The 21,848-nt window shown below is 73.5% G+C and carries 12 protein-coding genes and 1 pseudogene; 6 read left to right on the top strand and 7 right to left on the bottom strand.

The features are described 5' to 3' along the window. Nucleotides 1-79: 79 nt before the first annotated feature. Nucleotides 80-844 (top strand): annotated as a pseudogene (locus CTZ28_RS45205) (aldo/keto reductase). Between the two features lie 240 nt (nucleotides 845-1,084). Here the strand turns inward: CTZ28_RS45205 and CTZ28_RS45200 are convergent. The 4 genes from CTZ28_RS45200 to CTZ28_RS45185 form a co-directional block, all read right to left on the bottom strand. Next, nucleotides 1,085-2,404, bottom strand: a complete 1,320-nt coding sequence (locus CTZ28_RS45200) for a PrsW family intramembrane metalloprotease (protein ID WP_121895712.1) — start codon at nucleotides 2,402-2,404, stop codon at nucleotides 1,085-1,087. A gap of 51 nt (nucleotides 2,405-2,455) precedes the next feature. Next, nucleotides 2,456-3,322, bottom strand: a complete 867-nt coding sequence (gene trmB, locus CTZ28_RS45195) for a tRNA (guanosine(46)-N7)-methyltransferase TrmB (RefSeq protein WP_121895710.1) — start codon at nucleotides 3,320-3,322, stop codon at nucleotides 2,456-2,458. An 80-nt stretch (nucleotides 3,323-3,402) separates the two neighbouring features. Further along, the gene (lhgO, locus tag CTZ28_RS45190; RefSeq protein WP_183154898.1) at nucleotides 3,403-4,620 is read right to left on the bottom strand and encodes an L-2-hydroxyglutarate oxidase; all 1,218 of its coding nucleotides are present in this window, start codon (nucleotides 4,618-4,620) and stop codon (nucleotides 3,403-3,405) included. 174 nt (nucleotides 4,621-4,794) lie between these two features. After that, on the bottom strand, nucleotides 4,795-6,219 hold the full coding sequence (locus CTZ28_RS45185) for an NsdA family TPR-like regulatory protein (RefSeq protein ID WP_121895707.1): 1,425 nt from the start codon (nucleotides 6,217-6,219) through the stop codon (nucleotides 4,795-4,797). Nucleotides 6,220-6,924: 705 nt separating this feature from the next. On the opposite strand from CTZ28_RS45185, the gene CTZ28_RS45180 reads away from it, so the two are divergent. Further along, the gene (locus CTZ28_RS45180; protein ID WP_121895705.1) at nucleotides 6,925-9,009 is read left to right on the top strand and encodes an asparagine synthase-related protein; all 2,085 of its coding nucleotides are present in this window, start codon (nucleotides 6,925-6,927) and stop codon (nucleotides 9,007-9,009) included. Nucleotides 9,010-9,505: 496 nt separating this feature from the next. Continuing rightward, nucleotides 9,506-12,829 carry an AfsR/SARP family transcriptional regulator gene (locus tag CTZ28_RS45175; protein WP_183154896.1) on the top strand — a complete coding sequence of 1,108 codons (3,324 nt, stop codon included), beginning with the start codon at nucleotides 9,506-9,508 and terminating at the stop codon, nucleotides 12,827-12,829. On the opposite strand, the gene CTZ28_RS45170 is transcribed toward CTZ28_RS45175, so the two are convergent. Further along, nucleotides 12,816-14,810, bottom strand: a complete 1,995-nt coding sequence (locus CTZ28_RS45170) for a sigma-70 family RNA polymerase sigma factor (protein WP_121895701.1) — start codon at nucleotides 14,808-14,810, stop codon at nucleotides 12,816-12,818. The genes CTZ28_RS45175 and CTZ28_RS45170 overlap by 14 nt on opposite strands. Nucleotides 14,811-15,055: 245 nt before the next feature. Next, complete coding sequence (locus tag CTZ28_RS45165; protein WP_121895699.1) at nucleotides 15,056-15,805, bottom strand: TetR/AcrR family transcriptional regulator; 750 nt, start codon at nucleotides 15,803-15,805, stop codon at nucleotides 15,056-15,058. Nucleotides 15,806-16,184: 379 nt separating this feature from the next. Between CTZ28_RS45165 and CTZ28_RS45160 the strand changes: the two genes are divergently transcribed. Beyond that, nucleotides 16,185-17,564 carry an NAD(P)/FAD-dependent oxidoreductase gene (locus CTZ28_RS45160; protein ID WP_121895697.1) on the top strand — a complete coding sequence of 460 codons (1,380 nt, stop codon included), beginning with the start codon at nucleotides 16,185-16,187 and terminating at the stop codon, nucleotides 17,562-17,564. Between the two features lie 133 nt (nucleotides 17,565-17,697). Further along, entirely contained in the window at nucleotides 17,698-19,341 is a 1,644-nt protein-coding gene (locus CTZ28_RS45155) for an ATP-binding SpoIIE family protein phosphatase (RefSeq protein WP_121895695.1), read from the top strand. A 53-nt stretch (nucleotides 19,342-19,394) separates the two neighbouring features. On the opposite strand, the gene CTZ28_RS45150 is transcribed toward CTZ28_RS45155, so the two are convergent. Beyond that, complete coding sequence (locus CTZ28_RS45150; protein WP_259472106.1) at nucleotides 19,395-20,693, bottom strand: MFS transporter; 1,299 nt, start codon at nucleotides 20,691-20,693, stop codon at nucleotides 19,395-19,397. Between the two features lie 143 nt (nucleotides 20,694-20,836). On the opposite strand from CTZ28_RS45150, the gene CTZ28_RS45145 reads away from it, so the two are divergent. Then, a complete protein-coding gene (locus CTZ28_RS45145; protein WP_121895691.1) occupies nucleotides 20,837-21,403 on the top strand; it encodes a MarR family winged helix-turn-helix transcriptional regulator in 567 nt (188 codons plus the stop codon). Nucleotides 21,404-21,848 lie beyond the last annotated feature (445 nt).

The following is a 21,848-nucleotide window of genomic DNA, read 5'->3' as shown; positions in this document are numbered from 1 at the left end:
CCCGGCGGTCCTGGCGGCATCCCCCCGACGTCAGGGCTGCCGGTCAGGTGTTTACGGCATCTTTGCGTACGGCGGTGGAATCGGGTGTTCCGGCGGGCGCGCTGAAGGCTCCTCCGACCTGGAGGTCTTCCCGCTCGTCCTCGGCGGCAACGTCTTCGGCTGGGGCGCCGACGAGGCGACGTCATCGGCAAGTGGGTCACGGCGCGCGGCAACCGTGCGGACGTCGTGATCGCCGCCAAGGTCAGCCAGCACCCCGAATTCCCGGGCGACCTCAAGGCCGCCGCCGACGCCTCGCTGCGCCGGCTGAACACCGACTACTGGTGCGAGCCGGCAAGGTGCGGCACATCGCCGGCCCGCCATCGGCGCGGAACGGCTCCAGGAGTCCCTTGACCTCTCCGACCGCGAGGGCCTCGCCCGGTACGTGGCGCTCCAGCCGCACTACAATCTGGTCCCCCGCGACACCTACGAGGGGCCGCTCCAGGACGTCGCCGCTCGCGCCGGCCTCGCCGCCCTCCCGTACCACTCGCTGGCCGCGGGCTTCCTCACGGGCAAGTACCGCCCCGGCACGAGCCCGGACGGCGTGGACAGCGTCCGGGCCGGGGGAGCGGCCAAGCTCCTGGAGAGCGAGCGCGGCCAGAAGCTCATCACGGCCCTGGACGAGATCGCCACGGCCCGCGGCGTCGCCGTCCCCACCGTGGCGCTGGCGTGGCTCGCGGCCCAGCCGACGGTGGTCGCCCCGATCACCTCGGCCCGAACGGTGGAACAGCTCCCGGCCCTGCTCGCCGTGGCCGACCTGACCCTGACACCAGCAGAAACCAACCACCTGACCCAGGCGTCGTCCTGACGGGACCGTGTCTTCGGCCGGGGCGGGCTGCCCGCTCGGCGCCGCCGCGGGGGGTGTGGCGTGCCGCAGGTCGTTCGGGGTCCTTGGGGCGTATCGACGGGGGCCTGCGGCCGGTTCTCGGGCGTGCGCCCAGGCGGGTGTCTCGTCGGGCCTGCCGTCCCTCCGGGCTCTGGTTCCCGGCGCCGCCCGGCGGTGGCCCTCACGGTCCCGGCGGTCCGTGGCTCGGCCAGGTGTCCAGGGCTACGACCGGTACGGGTTGTACGCCGGGTACGGCACCGTCGGCCAGGCATGGGGCAGCGCCGAGTAGCCGTACGGCATAGGCGCTCCGGGACCCGGCCACGCCGGAGCGTTCACCCGTGCCGCGTACTCCAGGGCCGGCCGCGCCACCTCGCGCCGCTTCCACAGCTCGGCCAGCAGCTCCCGTTCCCGTACGACGAAATCCGCCCCGGCCCGCCCCTGCCGCCCGCGCAGCCGCAGGAACGCCAGGGACGTCGCGTACGCCTCGTACTGGGCCACGGTCTGCGCCCCCCGCTTGCCGAGGTGGTACTCGGCGTAGTCGCGGGCCAGCCGCCGCGCCCCCATCGAGCCCAGCGCGAACGGCTCGGCGGGCCCCAGCCAGCCGGTGAACACATACGCCGCCAGCTCCTCCCGCACGGTCCGCAGCTCGCGCTGCCGGGTCCAGATGGCCAGCCAGGTCAGCAGGCCGAACGCGGGCACCATGAACGCCCCGTACACGGCGAAGAACCCGTACTCGCCGAACGTGGACGAGCCGTTCCAGAACGCGTGCATGCCCATCGCCAGCAGCAGCCCGCACAGCGGCAGCAGCACCCGCCGCGCATGCCGGCGGTCCGCGGCGCGCGCGGCGATGCCGAAGCCGATGCCGGTCAGGACGGTGAAGAGGGGGTGCGCGAACGGGGACATGATGACGCGCACGAAGAAGGTGGCGGCGGTGACGGAGGCGATGCCGCGGTCGCCGGTGAGCTGGTCGGTACCGAAGGCCGTACCGAGGTAGAGGATGTTCTCGGTGAAGGCGAACCCGGTGGCGGTGACCCCCGCTATCACCACCCCGTCGACGATCCCGGTGAAGTCCCGCCGGCGGAAGAGGAAGACCAGGAGGACGGCCGCGGCCTTGGCGCACTCCTCGACGACGGGCGCTATGACCGTCGCCCCGAGGGTGTCCGCACTGGTCGGATCCGCGGTCGTCGTGGCTATCCATCGCGTGGCGAAGCTGTTGGCGACGATGGCTATCAGCGCCGCCGCGCACGCCCCCCAGGCGAACGCGAACAGCAGGTTGCGCCAGGGGCCGGGCTCGACCCGGTCGAGCCACCGGAACGCGGCGAGGAGGAGCGGCACCGGCAGCAGGGCGAGCCCCAGCCCGACCAGGAACCCCTCCGTGCCGGTCTGCTCCCGCACCAGCGCCAGGATGACCAGCCCCGAGACCGCGAGCAGGATGATCAGCGCCCCGTACCGCACCCATCCGCGCTGCCACCAGCGCACGGGCCGGAACGCACGGTCACCGGCGTCGGCGGGGTACGTCGGGTACGGGGAGGAGGTGGCCACGGCATCGACCCTAACGATCACCTGACGATGATTCCGGCGGGGGAACCGCTGTCATCTCTGTTCTCGCTGCTGCCCCCGGTGCGGTACGCGGCGGAACAGCAGATCGTTCACGACATGACCCTTGTCCAGTCCCTGGGCCTCGAAACGGGTCAGCGGCCGGAACCCGGGACGCGGCGCGAAACCGCCGTCCGGCCGGGTGTTCTCGAAATCCGGGTGCGCGCTCAGCACGTCGAGCATCTGCTCGGCGTACGGCTCCCAGTCCGTCGCGCAGTGCACGAGCGCACCGGGCCTGAGCCGGGCGGCGGCCAGCGTGAGGAACTCCGGCTGGATCAGCCGGCGCTTGTGGTGCCGCTTCTTGGGCCAGGGGTCGGGGAAGTAGACGCGCAGCCCGTCGAGCGAGTCGGGGCGCAGCATCTCGCGGAGCAGGATGATGGCGTCCCCGTTCGCCACCCGGATGTTGGACAGCCCGTCGTGGTCGGCGAGATTGAGCAGGTTGCCCTGTCCGGGGGTGTGCACGTCGACGGCGAGGACGTTGAGATCGGGGTCCGCGGCGGCCATCTGCGCGGTGGCCTCACCCATCCCGAACCCGATCTCCAGCACGACGGGCCGTTCGTTCCCGAACAGCTCCTCCAGGTCGACGGTCCGCTGTCCGTCGATGTCCAGTCCCCACTTGGGCCACAGCCGCTGCAACGCGTCCGCCTGCCCCGTGGTCACCCGGCTGCGGCGCGGCTGGAAGCTCCGGATCCGCCGTTCGAAGTGCGATCCGGCGGGATCGGCGCGGGGGCCGTCCGGGAACCGCGGTTCGCCCTTGGCCCGGGTGCGCCGGAGGGAGACGCCCGGGTCGTGCGGGCGCGGCAGCTCACCGGGGGTGGCCGGGTGGGTGCCGGGGGTTTCGGGGGTGTTCACGGAGTCAGCCACAGTGAGTCGATTTTATGTGGTGGTTCGCGGTGCGGACTGTGTGATGGTTCATGCGCTGCCTCACTCGGCGGCCCGGTGTCTCATGGTGCCCCGAGCGCGGCCAGCGCCCTGCGCGCCACCTCTCTTCCGATCGGCAGACAGGCCGTGGCCGCGGGCGAGGGCGCGTTGAGCACATGGACCGCCCGCGGCCCCTCGCGGATCAGGAAGTCGTCCACCAGTGTCCCGTCCCGCAGCACCGCCTGCGCCCGCACCCCGGCGGCGGCCCGCACCAGGTCGTCCCGCGTCACGGCCGGCAGGAGTCTGCGCACCTCCGCGGCGAACGCCCGCTTCGACACCGAGCGGCGGAGTTCCCCGGCCCCGTACCGCCAGTTTCTGCGGGCCATCCGCCAGGTGCCGGGCCAGGCCACCGTCCCGGCCACCTCGCGCGGCCGTACGGTCCGCCGGCCGTACCCTTCCCGGGCCAGCGCCGGGACCGCGTTGGGGCCGACATGGACGCCCGAGTCGATCCCGCGGGTGAGATGCACCCCGAGGAACGGGAACGCCGGGTCCGGCACCGGATACACCAGGCCGCGCACCAGCTCGGGCCGCGCCAGCTCGTAGTACTCCCCGCGGAACGGCACGATCCGCATCCCGGGGTCGTCCCCGGTCAGCCGCGCCACCTCGTCGCAGTGCAGCCCGGCGCAGTTCACCAGCGCCCGGCCCCGTACGACGTCGCCGGCGGCCGTCAGGACCGCGACGCCCCGCTCCGGACGGCGGTCCACCCGTACGACCCGTGTCCCGTACCGGATCTCCGCACCGGACGCCCGGGCCAGCTGCCGCGCGACCCCGGCGAAGTCGCACACCCCCGTCGTCCCGACGTGGATGGCGGCGAGCCCCCGCACCTCCGGCTCGTACTCGGCGATCTGCGCGGGGCCCAGCTCCCGCACCGGGATGCCGTTCTCCCGGCCGCGCTGCACCAGCGCGTGCAGCCGGGGCAGCTCGGCCCGCTCCGTGGCGACGATCAGCTTGCCGGTGACGGCATGGGCGATGTCGTACTCCGCGCAGAACTTCACCAGCTCGGCCGCGCCCCGCACCGCGTACCGCGCCTTGAGCGAGCCGGGGCGGTAGTAGATCCCGCTGTGGATGACCCCGCTGTTGCGGCCCGTCTGGTGCCGGGCCGGGCCCGTCTCCTTCTCCAGCACCGTCACACGGGTGCCCGGCGCGGCACGCGTGATCGCATACGCCGTCGACAGACCGACGACGCCGCCGCCGATCACCAGCGCGTCGCAGTCGTACGCGATCCCCGGCCGCACCGGCATCACCTCCCGCTTCCGATAGTGCACTGCGCCACTGACAGTGACTTCAAACGCAGGGCCGGACAGCAGACCCGGGGCACGGGCAACCGCGCGGGCACCCCCCCCCGCGGGCGGGCGGCCCGCACGGCAGCCCGGCCGGGCGGACGCCCCCGCCGGACCCCATGCGGGCGACGGTCCCTACGCGGGGGCCATCAGCAACGGCCGAGCCCTCTCCCGCAGCTCGACGACCCGCGGCTCGTCTCCGTACGGCTCCAGCCGGTGCAACAGGTCCTTGACATACTCCGTCGTCCGCGCGGACGAGATCCGCCCGGCCACCTCGACCGCCCGCACCCCTTGCTCGCACGCCGCGTCCAGGTTGCCCGACTCCAGTTCGGCGACGGCGGAGACGACGAGCCGGAGGCCGTGCGAGCGCACGTACTCCTCCGTCGGCTTCGACAGCGCCTGCTCGGTGAAGCGGCGGACCTGGCGCGGTGCCTTCAGGTCGCGGTAGCACTCGGCGGCGTCCGCGGCGAACCGGTCGTAGGAGTAGAAGCCGAGCCAGGACGGGTCGTTGTCGCCCTCCCTGGACCGCTCCAGCCAGCCCTCGGCCGCCTTCAGAGCCGCGCCGGCGGCCTGCGCGTCGCTGGCGCGCGCGTGTGCGCGTGCCTCGACCAGGCGGAAGAAGCTCATGGTGCGGGCGGTGGCCAGGCCCCGGTTGCGCTCCAGGGCGGCCTGCGCGAGGTCGACGCCCTCGTCGCCGAAGCCCCGGTAGGTCGCCTGCAGGGACATGGAGGCCAGCACGTACCCCCCGAGGGGGACGTCGGCCGCCGCGCGCGCGAGCCGCAGCGCCTGGATGTAGTAGCGCTGCGCGGCCTCCTGCTGCCCGGTGTCGAACGCCATCCAGCCCGCGAGCCGGGTGAGTTCGGCGGCGGCGCCGAACAGGGCGCGGCCTACCTCGTCGGAGTACGAGGCGAGCAGCAGCGGGGCCGCCTCCACCCGCAAACACTCGGGCACCATGGACGAACGCCAGTCGCCGCCTCCGTACTTGGAGTCCCAGCGCCTGGCGTCCTCGGCGGCCTCCCGCAGTTTCCGCACATCACTGTGGCCGACTTTGATCGGTGACCCGGAGCCCTCGGACGGGTTCGCCTCACGCGCCACCGAGCTGTCGGCGGGGGTTATCAGCCATCGTGAGGCGGGCGTCGCATAGGCGCTCACCGCGAAGGACCCGGCGAGCGACTGCCAGATGCCGCCGGCGCCGGCCCGGCGCCCGGCGAGATCGAGACGGTACAGTTCCGTCGCAGACTTCACCGCCTGTCCCACATCTCTGGGGAAGGCGAGGCCCACTTCGGGGGCGGGATCCGCGTCCGCCAGGCCGATCTCGTGGAGCGGCACCGGACGGCCGAGCTTCTGGCCGATGGCGGCCGCGATGAGATGTGGCGCAGCTCCCTGCGGCACCATCCCCTTCGAGACCCAGCGTGCCACCGACGTCTTGTCGTAGCGAAGAGTCAACCCGCGTTGAGCGCCAAGGTCGTTGACGCGTCGCGCGAGTCCTGCGTTGCTGATTCCCGCGAGGGCGAGAACGGCGCCGAGCTTTTCGTTCGGCCCGCGTTGCTCCCTGGACATGCGCCACCCCTCGACACAGACGGCTGCCGCGCTGGCATAACCACGCGGCATTCGTAAACCCAGCGTAGTTCGCCGCATCCCAAGCGTTAAGGGGCATTGTTCCGGATGGCGGGATTGTGGTCCGTACGGGAGTGCGGGCCCTGTACGCACCGTGCACGGGGTGTCGCGACGTGCCCCCGCCGTGTGGCCGTGCGCCCGTCCGTGCGCTCTTCTCCGGCCACCTGGGGAGCGGTTCCATGGGTGGTGCGTGGGTCGGCCCGCTGTACTGGATCCAGTGGGCTGGGGGATACCGTCACCTACATCCCCGCGGGTGGCGGACCGGTCCGGGAGGCGATGCCCGCCTCCCGGACTGTGCGCTTCGTCGCGCCGCTCGTTACGCTGCGCAGAACCTGTACGGAGCGTGTGCGCGCCTGTCCCCACTCCGGCAAATTGGCTGAAAATCGACCGTTCCTCCCGCGGGTGATTACCCCTCCCACCATGGGAGTTGAGGGCGCTCAGGGTGTTCTTTGGGGAGCTTTTGGGGGCGCATTCGCGTCGCAACCACCTGCTGCCGTAAGGGGGTTGGCCGCTTCACCGGCACGCGCGCGAGGTCGCGTTCCCCCGATCGAAGGCGTTGCCACCGCCCCTCCGGGCCGCGTTGTTCATGGCAGCATGGTGCACCGGTTCGTGCGGAGCACTGGTTGTCCACAGCCTGTGGAGGCGGCGATGCGGTGGTTGGTGGGATGGAGCAGCATCGCCGCGGGCGTCGTCGGTCCCGGCTCGGCGGGCGGCACCGGGTACGACGGTGAGACCGTGCACCCGATCGGCTCCCAGCTCCTGTGGGGCGATCCCGACCCGCTGTGGGCGGTCGGCGACTGGCGGCCGGACGAGGTGCGGGTGGTGAAGGCCGACGCGCAGAACCGCATCGCCGTCCTGGGCACGTGCGGAGCCTCCGACGAAGAACTGCGGCTCGGTCTGTTCGCCGCGCGCGGGGGCGCACTGCGTCATCTGACCGCCTGGCCGGGCAGCTACACCGCCGTCGTGCAGGTCGGCCGGCGCATCACCGTCTGCGGCGATCTCGCGGGCGCCCGCCCGGTGTTCCACACCCCCTGGGCAGGCGGTACCGCCTACGCCACCGCCGCCCTGCCGCTCGCCGATCTCATCGAGGCCAACCTCGACTTCGGCCACCTTGCGGCCCTGCTCGCCGCCCCCGACGTACCGGCCGCGCTGCACGACTCGACCCCGTACGAGGGCGTGCGACGCATTCCGCCGGGGCATGCGCTGGTCCTGCGCGCCGGAGCACGCGAGGTCGCAGGGTACGAACCGGTCGCCTCCCTCGCGGTGGCGGCGCCCCCGGCCGACCCGGACAGCGCCGTGGACGCCGTGCGCGACGCGCTCGTGGAGGCCGTGCGCACCCGCCTCGCCGCACCCCGGCACGTACCCGGCATCGACCTCGACCCCGGTCCGGTGCCCGGCATGGGGCCCGCCGAACGGCGCGCCGCGCGCGGGATGCCCGTACCGGGAATCGGCGCCGACCTGTCCGGCGGTCCCGCCTCGGGAACCCTCGCGCTCCTGGCGGCCGGACTCCCGGGCCGGCCCGGCACCCTCCTGGGCCACGGCACGGGTGCGGGCGAGCGCCTGCTGGCCGTCACCTTCAACGACCTGGCCGTCGGCGGCCGGGAGGCCGAACTGGAACGGGCGGGCACGCTCGCGGCCAATCCGCGCCTGCACCACGTGGTGGTGACCGGCGGGGAGGAACTGCTCCCGTACGCCGACCTGGACGGCCCGCTGACGGACGAACCGGGGCCGTCCCTGGTGTCGGCGGCCCGCCACCGGGTGCGCCTGGCCGCGGGCAGTGCCGACCACTTCACCGGCTACGGCGCCCGGCAGGTCCTGGACGCGCACCCGGCGCGCCTCGCCGACCTGCTCATGGACCGCAAACGGCGCCACCTGGTGCGCCCGGTCGCCGCCCTGGCCAAGGCGGACGGCTCGGTGCTGGTCCCCGCGCGCGTGTACAGCGCGGCGCGGCGGCTGGCGCGGACGCCGTACGGGGCCGGCCTGGAGACGCTCGCCGACCGTCTGCTGCGCCGCCGCTTCGAGGACCCCGGGGGCGCGGTCGGCGCGTCCCTTGCGGCGCTTACCTGGGCCAGACCGGGGCCGGCCGCGCGCTGGCTGACCGGTGAGGCGCTGGCTGAAGTATCGGTTCTGCTCCAGGGTGCGGCGAACCGCTCCGGAGTCGGACCCGGGCAGCGCCCCGGTGACTACCGCGCGCGTGCCGCCCTGGCCCGGCACGCCGCCGACCTGCGCGTCCTGGAACAGGCTGCCGAGGTCCGCTCCCAGCGGCTGCATGCGCCGTTCCTCGACAACCAGGTCGTCCGCGCCTGCCGCGCCCTCCCCGAGGCCCTGCGCGTCCAGCCCGGCGCCCGCGCCGAGATCCTCCGTACGGTCCTGGAGGGCGCCGGTGTCACCGGACTCCCGCCCGGCTGGGGCGCCCCGTCCCACGCCTCCTCGGCCGCCGCCTCCCGCACCGGCCTGCGCGTCGCCGCCGACTCGCTGATCTCCCTGTTCACGACCCCGCTGCTCGCGGACGCGGGCCTGATCGAGGCCCGGGTGGTCCGCAAGGCGCTGCGCGGGGCGGCGGCCGGCGAACCACTGCCGCTGGACGGCCTCGCCGACCTGGTCTCCCTGGAACTGTGGCTGCGCCGCCTGCTGGCCCGCCGCGGCACCTGCTGGAGCGGCACACCCGCCCGCGCCCGCGCCGTCCCGGGTGGCATAGCCCCCAGAAGAGGAGCCCTGACCTCCGGCGGCTGACCGGGGCTGCTCCCCCGTCCCGCGGTTCGGATCCCGCGGGGCGGGCGCCGGCCCGGCTCCCGACGCAGGGACGCCGGCGCCCACCGCCGCGCGGACCCGATGCCGGGCACCACGGGGATCCCGCCGCGCGGACCCTGGTCTGCCCTGCGCCTGCCTCTGCCGCCCGCGGAACCGCGTTCTGGCCGCACCTCACCCGCGCCTGTACCGGCCGCCCGCGCCTACACCTGGTGGCCGAGCGGCACAACGGCGCCTTCGAGGGCCTGGCGGCGGCGGGCTGGGCGGGTTCCGGGTTCACCTGCCGGTAAGGGTGGGCCGCCCGGGCGGCAGCCTCGATCCGTTCTGCCCCCGTGCGCTCCGGCGCCAGGCGCGGACGTTCCGCCCACCAGTGGTCGCGTCCCGTCCCGGAATCCCGCCGCCCGCCACCAGGCGGAACGCCCTCCGCCGGCGCCGGGGAAACTCCCGTGCCGCCGCGGTGGACCCCGGTGACAATGGCTCGGTGCGGTACGGAATTCTGGGCGTGGCCCAAGCGACGGACGAGGCGGGCGGCACCGTCCCCGTCGGCGGGCCCCGGCGGCGCGCGCTGCTGACCGCGCTGGCCCTGCGCCCCGGCCGTACGGCCACCTCCGGGACCCTGATCGCCGAGGTCTGGGCGGACGACCCGCCCCAGGACGCCCCGGCCGCGCTCCAGGCCCTCGTCGGCCGGCTCCGCCGCGCCCTCGGCAGACACACTGTCGCCGCCGTCCCGGGCGGCTACCGCCTCGAAGCGGCCCGCGACGACATCGACCTGTTCGTCTTCGAACGGCTGGTGCGCGACGGCACCACCGCCTTGGAGACGGGCAACCCGGCCGCCGCGGCGGACACCCTCACCGAGGCCCTCGCCCTCTGGCGCGGCCCCGCCCTCGCCGACCTTCCCGACCGCACCGCCGCGACCCGTGCCGAGGCCCTCCACCTGGAGGCGGTGCGCGCCCGGACCGAGGCGGCACTGCGGCTCGGCCGCGCCCACGACGTCGTACCCGAGCTGCGCGAGCTGACCGCGGCCCATCCCTACGACGAGTCCCTGCACGCCCTCCTGATCCGCGCCCTGCGCGACACCGGCCGCGGCGCCGACGCCCTCACCGCGTACGAGACGGCCCGCCGCACCCTCGCCGACGGTCTCGGCGCCGACCCCGGCCGGGAACTGCGGGCACTGCACCGGACGTTGCTGACACAGAACGACCCGGCGGACGCCTCGGACCGGCCCGCGTCCGCCGCCTTCCCCCAGCCTCCCGAGCGCGTCGGCAACCTCCGCCCCCGTCTGAATTCCTTCGTCGGCCGGGAACCCGAACTCGATGCCGTTCGTTCCGAATTGCACAGGGCCCGCCTCGTCACCCTCACCGGACCGGGCGGCTCGGGCAAGACCCGTCTCGCCGAGGAAGCCGCCGCCGGGCTTCCGCAGGCATGGCTCGTCGAGCTGGCGCCGCTCGACCGGCCGGAGGCGGTGCCAGGCGCGGTGGTCAGCGCGCTCGGTCTGCGCGAGACCGCGCTCATGACCAACGACCTGGTGACCCCGCAGGGCGACCCCGTGGCCCTGCTCGTCGAGTACTGCGCACCGCGCAGCCAACTCCTGATCCTTGACAACTGCGAACACGTCATCGGCGCGGCCGCCGCCCTCGCCGAGACGCTGCTCACCCGCTGCCCCGGGCTCACGATCCTCGCCACCAGCCGTGAACCCCTGGGCGTCCCCGGTGAGTCGGTGCGCCCGGTCGAGCCTCTCGCCCCCGACCAGGCGCGCCGCCTCTTCGCGGAGCGCGCGACCGCCGTCCGTCCCGACGCGGCCGACGCGCTCCGGGACGAGGAAGCGGTCACCGAGATCTGCCGGCGCCTCGACGGCCTGCCCCTCGCCATCGAGCTGGCCGCCGCCCGGCTGCGGCTGCTGACGCCCCGGCAGATCGCCGACCGCCTCGACGACCGCTTCCGCCTGCTCACCTCCGGAAGCCGTACGGCCCTGCCCCGCCAGCAGACCCTGCGCGCCGTCGTGGACTGGTCCTGGGAACTGCTGGACGAGCGGGAGCGGACGATGCTGCGCGAGGTGTCGGTGTTCGCCGGCGGCTGGGACCTCGCGGCGGCCGAGGCCGTGTGCACCGGCCCCGCCGCCGACCTGGTCGGGGCGCTCGTCGACAAGTCCCTGATCGTGGCGGCCCCCGGCGGCCGGGACGGCACCGGCCCCATGCGGTACCGCATGCTGGAGACCATCCACGAGTACGCCGCCGAGCGCGCGGCCGAGTCACCCGGGCAGCGCGCGGCGGCCGAGCGGCGGCACCACGCGTGGGTGCGCGCGCTGGCTGAGCGGGCCGAGCCGCTGCTGCGCTCGGCGGAGCAACTCCCGTGGATCGACCGCCTGGAGAGTGAGCACGACAACATCCGCGCGGCGCTCGGGCGCGCGGTGCGCGACGGCCGCGAGGAGGACGCCGGAGCGCTCGTCCTCGCCGTCGGCTGGTTCTGGTGGCTGCGCAACTACCGCCTGGAGGCGGCGGAATGGGTGCGGCTCGTACTGCGGCTGGGGGTCGCCCTGGACGCCGTCGCCGACGGTGCCCCGGCCGCGGAGCTGCCCCTGCTGGTCGAGCGCGCCGACCCGGTGGGTGCCCTCCTCGCCGCCCCGGACGGGGAGGCCCGGCATCCGCGGCACACCCTGCGCATGGACCTGCGGATGCTGTACCTGTTCCTGGTTTCCGAGTCCGGAGCCCCGGACCTCGCGGCGGACGACCGGGCTCCCGCCTACGCCGCCCGGGTGCGGGACGCCTTCCAGCACGGCGGTCCGGCGGCGGCCCGTATGCCGGGACTGGTGTGGCCGCTGACCGCGTACTACCTGGACGCCCCGGCCGAGGCGCGGCCCACGATGGACGCGGCGGTCGCCAACTGCCGTGCGTACGGCGGCGACTGGGAGCTCGGCGTCGTCCTGATGTTCCGCTCCCACATGGTCGTCGACTCGCCCGGGAACCTGCGCGGTGTCGACGACGACCTGGCGGAGCTGCGGGTCCTCAGCCGTCGCGTGGGCGACCGCTGGATGCGCGCCCAAGTGTGCGGCGTGGCCGGGGAGGCCGCGCTGGCCCGCGGCCGGTTCGATGAGGCCAGGGCCGAGTACGAGGAGGCGCTGCGGCTCGCCCACGAGGTGGGCGCCTGGGCCGAGTCGCCGTTCCTCGTCTCCCGGCTCGCCGAGGTCGCCTACCGCTCCGGCGACCTGGCGCGCGCCCTGGCCGCCCTGGACGAGGCGGAGGCGGGCGCCGAGCGGTACGGGGTGACGGACGCGCGGGCGTTCGCCCTGATGCTGCGGGCACAGTTCGCGCTGGACGACGACGACACCGGCCGCGCGCGCCGGCTGTGCGACGCGGCCCGCGCGGTGGCCGCCCGCGGAACCCCGCCACCGCAGTTCAACGCGGCGCTGAACGGGCTCGACGCCTCGGTCACCGCGCAGGAGTGCGGTCCCGGGCGCGCGCTGCCGATCGTGGCCGGCGCGCTGCGGGAGGCGGCGGCGCAGCGGTGCGCCGAGTCGGTCACCGCGGGTCTTGCGGACATCGGGGCTGAATTGCTGGCCGCTCTCGGTGATCTGCCGGGCGCGGTCCGGCTGCTCGCCGCCGGCGACCACTGGCGGGCGGGCCGTCCGCGCCCGGCGCCGGAGCGCACGTCCGTGGAGCGGATCGAGGCCGCCGCCCGGGCGGGTCTGTCCCCGGGCCGCTGCGCGGCCGAGCGTGCCCGTGGCGCGTCCCTCACCGTGGAGGACGTCGTCGACCAGCTCCGCGCGAGGACCCCCGGCGCGGAGCGGCCCGCCGCTACTGGCAGGTGAACGTGGAATTCGCCCAGTCCGCCAACGCCACGCTGTTCAAGTGGCCGTCGTGCGGCTCGACCACCAGCTGCACGGTCTTGTGCCCGGTCAGGTTCACATGGACCGGGACGGCCGGGGACCCGCCCTGGACCAGCCCGGACTTCCACAGCCGCACGCTGTCCGCGTACACGGAGAAGTAGACCTTGCCGAGGCCCAGGTTCAGGTCGTCCACGCCGGCCATCGCGTCGTAGGCCGAGCACGCGCGGTTGAGGTCGATGGTGACGGAGGACCTGCCGTGCACGGTGACGCCGTGCGCGTACTGCTGGAGTGCGATGGACAGGCCGGATCGCTTCCACACCCAACTGCTCCCGGCCAGCTGCATCTCCGGTTCGGTGCCGTCGCCGGTGATGTCGTAGCCCAGATCGCTCCACCGGTAGACGGTCGGCGCGGGCGGCGGAGGGGGCGTGGGGGTCGGCGTCGGGGTCGGTGTCGGCGTGGGGGTCGGCGTCGGCTCGGGAGCGCGAGGGGGCGTCGGGTCCGGAGCCGGCGTGGGGCTCGACTTCGGTGGCGGCGTCGGGGTGGGTGTCGGAGTGGGCGTCGGGGGCGGGGTCGGGGTCGGCCGGGGATCGGAGACCGGCACCTCCGGCGCGGGCTTCTCCTTGGGCGGGGTCGGCACCGGCGTCGGCGACCCCGGCTGCAGGACCGACGGGGACGGCGACGGCTTGGCGACCTCCTTCGTCGGCTGGCTGTCGTTCACCAGAGCGAGCGCCAGCGCAGCGGCGGCGGCCACCGCCACCACACCGGCCGCGATACCGGCCTTGATCGGCGCGCCCACCCCCTCCGAGGCCGCCGCGCCACTGCCCGAGGCTCCGCCCGAGGCTCCACCCGACGCGCCGCCTGAGGCTCCACCCGACGCGCCGCCTGAGGCTCCACCCGACGAGCCGCCGCTCGCCGCCGCGGCCGTGCCCGCCGCGCCCACCCCGGCGCCACCGGCGATGAGCCCGAGCACCTTGGCGTACCCGGCGGCACCGAACCAGCCGATGACCGCGACCGGGACGACGGCGGGGATGCCGCTGGCCACCTCTTCGATCTGCGCGGCGGCCAGCCGGCACTTGGCGCACTCCTCCAGATGCCTGCGCAGCCCGCGTTCGGCGCGCAAGCGCAGCTTGCGCCGGGCGTAGGTGCCGAGCTGGTCGGCGTAGCGGGCGCACTCCTCGTCGCCGGTGAGGGCGGCGCTGACATGGGCCTGGAGGTAGGCCTGCCTGAGGCCTTCACGGGCGCGGCTGGCGAGCACGCGCGTGCCGTTGGCGTCCAGCCCGAACAGGCCGGCGACGTCGCTCGGCGACTCGTCCTCCACCTCGGTGTGCCACAGCACGGCCTGCCACCGCTCGGGCAGCGAGCGGAACGCCTGCATGGCCATGGACTGTTCGGCCTCGTGCATCGCCCGCACGTCGGCGCCCAGGTCCAGCGTGTCGTCGTCGGACACCTCGGAGGTCCGTGCGGCCTGCGCCGCGAACACCGCAAAGTCGTCGACCAGTTGCTCGCGCCGGGCCGAGTTCGTCCAGTGTGCGGCGACCCGCCGGACGGAGGTGAGCAGATAGGCGCGTACGGCGTGTTCGGGTCCGGAGCCGCCGCGCACCGCCTGGAGCATGCGGGCGAAGACCTCCGCGGTCAGGTCGTCCGCGGTGTGGGCGTCGCGGCAGCAGGTGCGGGCGTAGCGGCGCACCGCGTCGGCGTGCCTGCGGTACAGCTCCTCGTAGGCGCTGTCGTCGCCCGAGCGCATCTGCGTGATGAGTTCGCCGTCGGCCGGCGGCACTTCACGCGGCGGCGGCAGGACGCTGCCCCCGCTGCGCTGCGCCGGGACACTGCCGTCCACCGGGCCGGCGGGCCCGGACTGCGGGCCCTCCGAGGGACCGCCCTGGTTCGGCACCTGTGGCGAGGTCAGCCCCTCCGCCCCCGTGTCACCGTCACCGCGCGACTCGTCCCGCCCGTCAACGCTCATCCTGGAAAGCCCCCGACGCCCGCCCAGCCCGACCCGATCACCGGGCCAGAGTGCCACACTGGCTTTTGTTCAGGACCCCCCGGTGCCGGGCGTCCACTCGTCCGAGCGGACTTGCCTTGCCGCAGTACCGACGGCCCTCCGGACGGGGAAGACTCAACTGGTCCACCCCGGCCGGGACTTGATCTGACCGTTCGTGACATTCTGTGGTCGGATACTCACTCTCTGTCGTCGACGGGTGGCGGTGGTCACGCGGGCCGCGACCGCAGTCCCTCCAGCAGGATGTCCAGCAGCCGCGACGAGGCCGCCGCCTGCTGGGCCGGGTCCGGCAGGGAGGGCGCCGCCGTGGCGATCACCAGCAGGACGTCCGACACCGACACGTCCGGCCGCAGCTCGCCCGCCGCGCGCGCCCGGTCCACGAGCCGGCCCACCACGTCGAGCAGGGCCGCCGCCCCCGAGTCGTCGGCGACCGCCGGCTCCTCCGGCACCAGCCGCAGCTCACCCGCGCCCGGCTGGTTCCGCTGCTGCGGCACCCGCCCCTCCTCGGCGTCCGCGTCGGCCGGCACCCCGAACCGCAGCACCTGCGGCGGCAGCAGCCGCCCCGCGCCCGAGGCCACCGACGTGCGCAGGAAGCGCGACAGCGCCGACCACGGCTCGTCCTCCTGCCCGAGCGCCGTCCGCGCCTGGTCGGTGAGCCGGGACGTCTCCTCCTCGGCTATCCGCCGGACCAGGACGTCCTTGCTCGGGAAGCGCCGGTACACCGTGCCGACGCCTACCCGCGCCCGCCGCGCCACGTCCTCCATCGGCGCGCCGTAACCCAGCTCGCCGAAGACCTCGCGGGCCGCACGCAGCACGTGCTCCAGATTGCGCTGCGCGTCCACCCGCAGCGGCGCGGTCCGCGGTCCCTCCGCGCGCCCGTTGCCCGTCTGGGCGCCGGCCGGCCCGCCACCGGGCGCGATGGCAGACGCTGATGACCAATGCGTGTCCTGAATATGCATAAGCGATCCCCCGGTTAATGACGTCTCCCCCCGGAGACTCCCCGCCACTGAATCCGAGGTGCTCGGAACGGGCGCCGTGCCACGACCGTGATTCCGCTCATCGCGGCCCCGCTCGACCACATCCCCTACACCCCGTCGACACGAACATAGTTGAGCGGGAGTCAATTCAGAAGGGGCAGGTTCCGCACGGAGCGCCCCCCGATCGGAGTACGGGGCACATTCGTCCCGATTATGCACCCCCGCGCCCTCCCGTCCGCCCCCGCTGACCTGCCCGCTTGCTCCCGGCGCCGGCGCCGGGGCCGAGCGCGGCCGCACAGCACCGCCGGTCACACAAATTGCCGGGGCTGTGGACAAACACCAGCGCCGGGTGCGTCATGGGATGGTGAAGGAACGTGCGCGCATTCTCGTTGTCGGCGGCGGCTACGTCGGGATGTACACGGCCCTGCGTCTGCAACGGAAGCTGAAACGGGAGCTCAGGCAGGGTGACGTGGAGATCACCGTCGTCACGCCCGATCCCTACATGACGTACCAGCCGTTCCTGCCCGAGGCGGCCGCCGGTTCGATCTCCCCTCGGCACGTCGTCGTACCGCTGCGTCGTGTTCTGGACCGGTGCCACGTCGTCATCGGCGAGGTGACCGCCATCGACCACACCAAGCGCACCGCAACCCTCATCACCCTCGCCACCGAGGAGGAGGGCGGCGGCGCCGACCACCTCGACTACGACGAACTCGTGCTCGCCCCCGGCTCGGTCTCCCGCACGCTGCCCATCCCCGGTCTCGCCGAGCACGGCATCGGCTTCAAGACCGTCGAGGAGGCCATCAGCCTGCGCAACCACGTCATCGAGCAGATGGACATCGCCTCCTCCACCCGCGACCCGGCCATCCGCGACGCCGCCCTCACCTTCGTCTTCGTGGGCGGCGGCTACGCCGGTGTCGAGGCGCTCGCCGAACTGGAGGACATGGCCCGCTACGCCGCGCGCTACTACCACAACGTCGGGCCCGAGGACATGAAATGGATCCTCGTCGAGGCCTCCGACCGCATCCTTCCCGAGGTCGGCGCGGACATGGGCCGCTACACCGTCACCCAACTGCGCCGCCGCAACATCCAGGTGCTCCTGGAGACCCGGCTCGAATCCTGCGCGGGCCGGGTCGCCGTCCTGAGTGACGGCCAGCGCCTCCCGACCCGCACGGTCGTGTGGACCGCGGGCGTCAAACCCCACCCGCTCCTCGCCGCCACCGACCTCACGCTCACCGGGCGCGGGCGCCTGAAGTGCACCGCCCAGCTGAGCATCGACGGCGCCGACCACGCGTGGGCCGCCGGGGACGCCGCGTCCGTGCCCGACGTCACCGCGGACGAGCCGGGCGCCGAGACCCCGCCCAACGCCCAGCACGCGGTGCGCCAGGCCAGGGTCCTCGGCGACAACATCGCCCACACCCTGCGCGGCGAGCCCCTGGAGACGTACGCGCACACATACGCCGGATCCGTCGCCTCCCTCGGACTGCACAAGGGCGTCGCCCAGATCTACGGACGCCGGCTGAAGGGCTACCCTGCCTGGTTCATGCATCGCGTTTACCACCTCAGCAGGGTGCCCACCTTCAACCGAAAAGCCCGAGTCCTCGCCGAATGGACCCTTTCCGGGCTCTTCAAACGAGAGATCGTCTCCCTCGGATCGCTCGAACATCCCCGAGCGGAGTTCGAACTCGCGGCCGGTGGAAAGCCTCAATCCGAGCGTCCTGACGACCCGAAGGGGTCGAACTGACCGGACCGAGGAACTCCACGGCCCGCCCCGGCGTCTGACGGATGTCGCCGCGGTCCGCAGGACACTGCCAGACTGCCCCACGACCTCGGACGAGCACCCGCCCGTCCTCAGCACCCACGAGGCTTCTTCCCAAGTGAACTTCACGCGCTGGAGCGCCCGGCTCCCCGGAACGCAGCGCCGCGCGGCAGCGCGGACCGAGCACGCGGTCTCCCCGGACCGGAGAGGGGAAGGCTGCGTGCCCGCGGCCCGTGCCGAGCAGCTGTCCGACGGGGCGACCCCCATGCCCGCCGTCGACGAACTCCCCGCACGCGAGGTCCTCGACCGCGTCCCGGCCCTCGTCGCCCTGATGCACGGCACCGACCACCGCATCGCCTACGTCAACGACGCCTACGCAGCGGCCTTCGGGGTACGGCCCACGGGTGAACCGGCCCGCGAAGCCCTCCCGGAGCTGGCCGAACTGGGCCTGCTGCCCCTCCTCGACCAGGTCCTGCGCAGCGGCAAGCCCCGCACGCTCAAGTCCCGCAAGGCCGTCGACGGCCGCTCCTACACCTTCACCTGCACCCCCGCCGCGGAGAACGGCGACGGCGCCGGCGTACTCGTGTTCGCCACCGACGTCACCGACCACGCCGAGGCCGCCGAACGCCTGCGCGCCAGCGAACGCCGCCAGCGCGAGACCGCGGTGACCCTGCAGCGCTCACTCCTCCCGCAGGAGCTGGAGCAGCCCGACGACCTGCGCATCGCGGCCACCTACCAGCCCGGTGGCACGGAGGCCGCCGTCGGCGGCGACTGGTACGACGTCATCACCCTCGGCGCCGGCCGCACGGCACTGGTGATCGGCGACGTGATGGGCCGCGGGGTACGGGCGGCGGCGGTGATGGGCCAACTGCGCACGGCGGTCCGTGCGTACGCCCGCCTCGACCTGCCCCCGCACGAGGTCCTCCAACTCCTTGACGGCCTCGCCATCGAGATCGACGCCAACCAGATCGCCACGTGCGTGTACGCCGTCCACGACCCGAACGAGGGCAAGCTGGTGTACGCCTCGGCCGGCCACCTCCCCATCCTGGTCCGCGACGAGAACGGCACGGTCCTGCGCACCGACGAACCGACCGGCCCCCCGCTCGGCACCGGCGGTTGGATGCACGCCTCCGGTTCGGTCCCGCTGAGCCCCGGCTCCACGGCGGTCCTCTACACGGACGGCCTGGTCGAGCGCCGGAACGAGGACCTGGACGAGGGAATCGCGGCGCTCGAACGCGCCCTGGCCGGCGCCACCGGGACCCCCCAGGTGATCTGCGACCGCCTGGTCCGCTCCGCCGGCGTCACGGCCGACCACGACGACGACGTCGCCCTCCTGGTCCTCCAGCACCCCGCACGCACCGGCGCGGACGGCGAACTCTTCCGCAACGCCGCCCTGGAACTTCTCGGCGGTGTGGAAGCGGCACCACGCGCGCGTGCCTTCGCCTCCGGCGTCCTCACGAGCTGGCGCTTCCCCGCCGACCTCCACGACCTGGGCGTCCTGGCGGCCAGCGAACTGGTCGCCAACTCCCTCCAGCACGGCACCCCGCCCACGCGCCTGCGGCTGCGCCGCACCGACCGCCGCCTCATCGTGGAGGTCACGGACGGCGACGAGCACCTCCCCAGGCGGCGCCGCGCGGAACCGGGGGACGAGTCGGGCCGGGGCATCGCCATCGTGGCGACGATCGCCTCCACCTGGGGGTCACGCAGAACCCCCGGCGGTGGAAAGGCGGTCTGGTGCGAGTTCGTCCTCCCACGCCCCTGAACCGACCGCGGCCCTGAACCCCCGTGACCGCCGCCCCGCGGCGGCCACGGACCTCAGACGCCGGACGGACTGGACTGCGCCGACCCGCGCGGAGCGGCACCCCGGGCCACCACCCGGCTCCGCGCGGCGAGCCCCGGCCGGTCCTGTGCCTCCGTGAGCCGCCGCCCGAGCCGCACCGCGAGCACCGTGACCCCCAGCGAGAACAGCGTGAAGGTCACGATGTACGGCGCGTGCAGCGCGGCCCCCATGGGCCCGCCCACCGCGGGGCCGACCGCCAGCGCAAGCTGCTTCACCAGGGCGAAGGCCGAGTTGTACTGCCCGGCCATGCCCTCCGGCGCGAGGTCGGCCACCAGCGGGGCGACGGTCGGCGACAGCATCGCCTCACCCAGCCCGAACAGGGCGTACGTCGACACGAACGCGGCCGTGGCCATCTCCTGGCTGCCGTGACCCAGTCCCGCGTACCCGGCCGTGACCCACGCCACGGCCCAGATCAGCCCCACGGCGGCGATCACCCGGGACCGCCTGCGCCGCTCCACGAACTTCAGCACGGCGAACTGCGCCACCACGATCACCGCCGTGTTCGCGGCCAGCGCCGTACCCAGCGCGGACGTCGAGATCCCGGCGGCCTCCACCCCGTAGGCGCTGAGCCCCGACTCGAACTGCCCGTAGCAGGCGAAGAACAGCACGAAGCCCAGCACACACAGCTGCACCATCGCCCTGTTCCCCAGCAACTGCTTCCAGCTGCCCCGCGCCGACACCTCCGGCGCATCGCCGACCGCCGGCGCGTGCGGCATCCGCACCGTCGACAGAACCACGACCAGCAGCAGGAACATCGCCGCCTCGATCGCGAACAGCAGCGTGAACGACGACACGCGCGTGGTGTCGACGAGATGACCGCCGATGAGACCGCCGACGCCGAGCCCCAGGTTCTGCAGGAAGAACTGCATCGCGAACGCCCGCGACCGCGTCTCGGCCGTGGAGCAGTCCACGATCATCGTCGCCAGCGCAGGCTGCATCACGGCCTGCCCGGCCCCGAGCGCCGTGGCGGCGACCAGCACGGCCGCCGCGCTCGCCGCGAGCCCCAGGCTCAGCGCCCCCAGAGCGGCGGTGACCAGGGCGGCGAGCAGAACCGGCAGCGGGCCGCGCCGCACGATCGCCCGACCGGCGAACGGCAGCACTATCAGCGCGGCCACGGCGAAGACGGCGAGGACCGTCCCCGCCGTCATGGCGCCGAGCCCCCGCACCTGCGCCACATAGACGTACATGTAGGGGACGGTGAAGCCGAGCCCGAACGCGCTGAGTGCGTTGCCCACGTGGATCCGGCGCATCGCTGCGCCCATCGCCCTGGTCACGTTCACCTCTCTCGAGTCGTGGAAGCCGATCAGCCGGAAGTACCCGGTCGTTAGAACTGAAGACTTCGAAGATAAATTTCGAAGCTAAAGGCTACACCTCGAAGGACTTCAGGACCAAGCGTCACCGTGCGATACTGCGGACCATGGGTGACACCTCCGACACCAGCGACGCGGCCATCGGCAGCGAGCCGAGCCTCGAAGAGCAGGTCGCCGCCTACCAGCGCGAGTTCCAGGGCCTCGACCCCCAGGTCGAGAAGGTCGTCTCGGCGCTGTCCCGCCTGAACCGCCGGATGAACGTCGCCTACGGCCGCCACACCGCCGCCCTCGGCATCAGCAACGCGGACTGGGAGGTCCTCAAGGCCCTCGTCCTCTCCGGCGCCCCTTACCGCATGGGCCCCGGCGACCTCGCCAAGCGACTCGGCCTGACGCCGGCGGCGATGACGCACCGCATCGACCGGATGGTGACGGAGGGGCTCGTCACCCGGGAGCGGGACGAGCAGAACCGCGTCCGGGTGATTGTGGAGCTGACCCCCGAGGGCCGCGGGAAGTGGCTGGAGGCCATGCGCCTCGCGTCGGTCTTCGAGGAGGACCTGCTCCAGGACCTGTCGGCAGCGGAGCGCGGAGTGCTGGGCGAGGTGCTGACCCGCCTCCTGCGCAGGGTGGAGCACGCACAGCCGGACGCCGGCGGACGCCTCAGCGACCTGGACTAAAAGATCTTGACAGGGGAGTGTTGACAGCCCCCTGACCGACCCGTAATGTTCTCCGAGTTGCCGCGGGGCCGTAACAGTCCTACGACAGCACCTCCCGCCGCAGCAGCGGCACCCAAACCACCAGCACGATCTCCCGAACGGGTTGATTTCGGCGTGCCCGAATTCAAATCGATTCGTTTCCCGGGACTCGGTGGCACCCGCTTGGACCAGCCGGCCCGATTGGGAATCGCCGAGAGGATCCGCTAAGGTTTGAAACGTCGGAACGGCCCAACGGCCGGGATGGCAACCCCCTCTGACGGGGAATCAGAGCCGAAAGGGTCTGATAGAGTCGGAAACACCGAAAGGGAAGCGCCCGGAGGAAAGCCCGAGAGGGTGAGTACGAAGGAAGCGTCCGTTCCTTGAGAACTCAACAGCGTGCCAAAAGTCAACGCCAGATATGTTGATA

Source organism: Streptomyces shenzhenensis, assembly GCF_003688995.1.
Taxonomy (GTDB): domain Bacteria; phylum Actinomycetota; class Actinomycetes; order Streptomycetales; family Streptomycetaceae; genus Streptomyces; species Streptomyces shenzhenensis_A.
This window is presented reverse-complemented; position numbering and strand designations above follow the sequence as displayed.

Excerpts from the sequence above, each read along its gene's own strand:
- CTZ28_RS45180 (WP_121895705.1), top strand. The coding sequence starts at position 6,925 with ATGCGGTGGTTGGTGGGATGGAGCAGCATCGCCGCGGGCGTCGTCGGT.
- CTZ28_RS45170 (WP_121895701.1), bottom strand. The coding sequence starts at position 14,810 with ATGAGCGTTGACGGGCGGGACGAGTCGCGCGGTGACGGTGACACGGGG.
- CTZ28_RS45165 (WP_121895699.1), bottom strand. The coding sequence starts at position 15,805 with ATGCATATTCAGGACACGCATTGGTCATCAGCGTCTGCCATCGCGCCC.
- CTZ28_RS45145 (WP_121895691.1), top strand. The coding sequence starts at position 20,837 with ATGGGTGACACCTCCGACACCAGCGACGCGGCCATCGGCAGCGAGCCG.
- lhgO (WP_183154898.1), bottom strand. The coding sequence starts at position 4,620 with ATGCCGGTGCGGCCGGGGATCGCGTACGACTGCGACGCGCTGGTGATC.
- CTZ28_RS45160 (WP_121895697.1), top strand. The coding sequence starts at position 16,185 with ATGGTGAAGGAACGTGCGCGCATTCTCGTTGTCGGCGGCGGCTACGTC.
- CTZ28_RS45185 (WP_121895707.1), bottom strand. The coding sequence starts at position 6,219 with ATGTCCAGGGAGCAACGCGGGCCGAACGAAAAGCTCGGCGCCGTTCTC.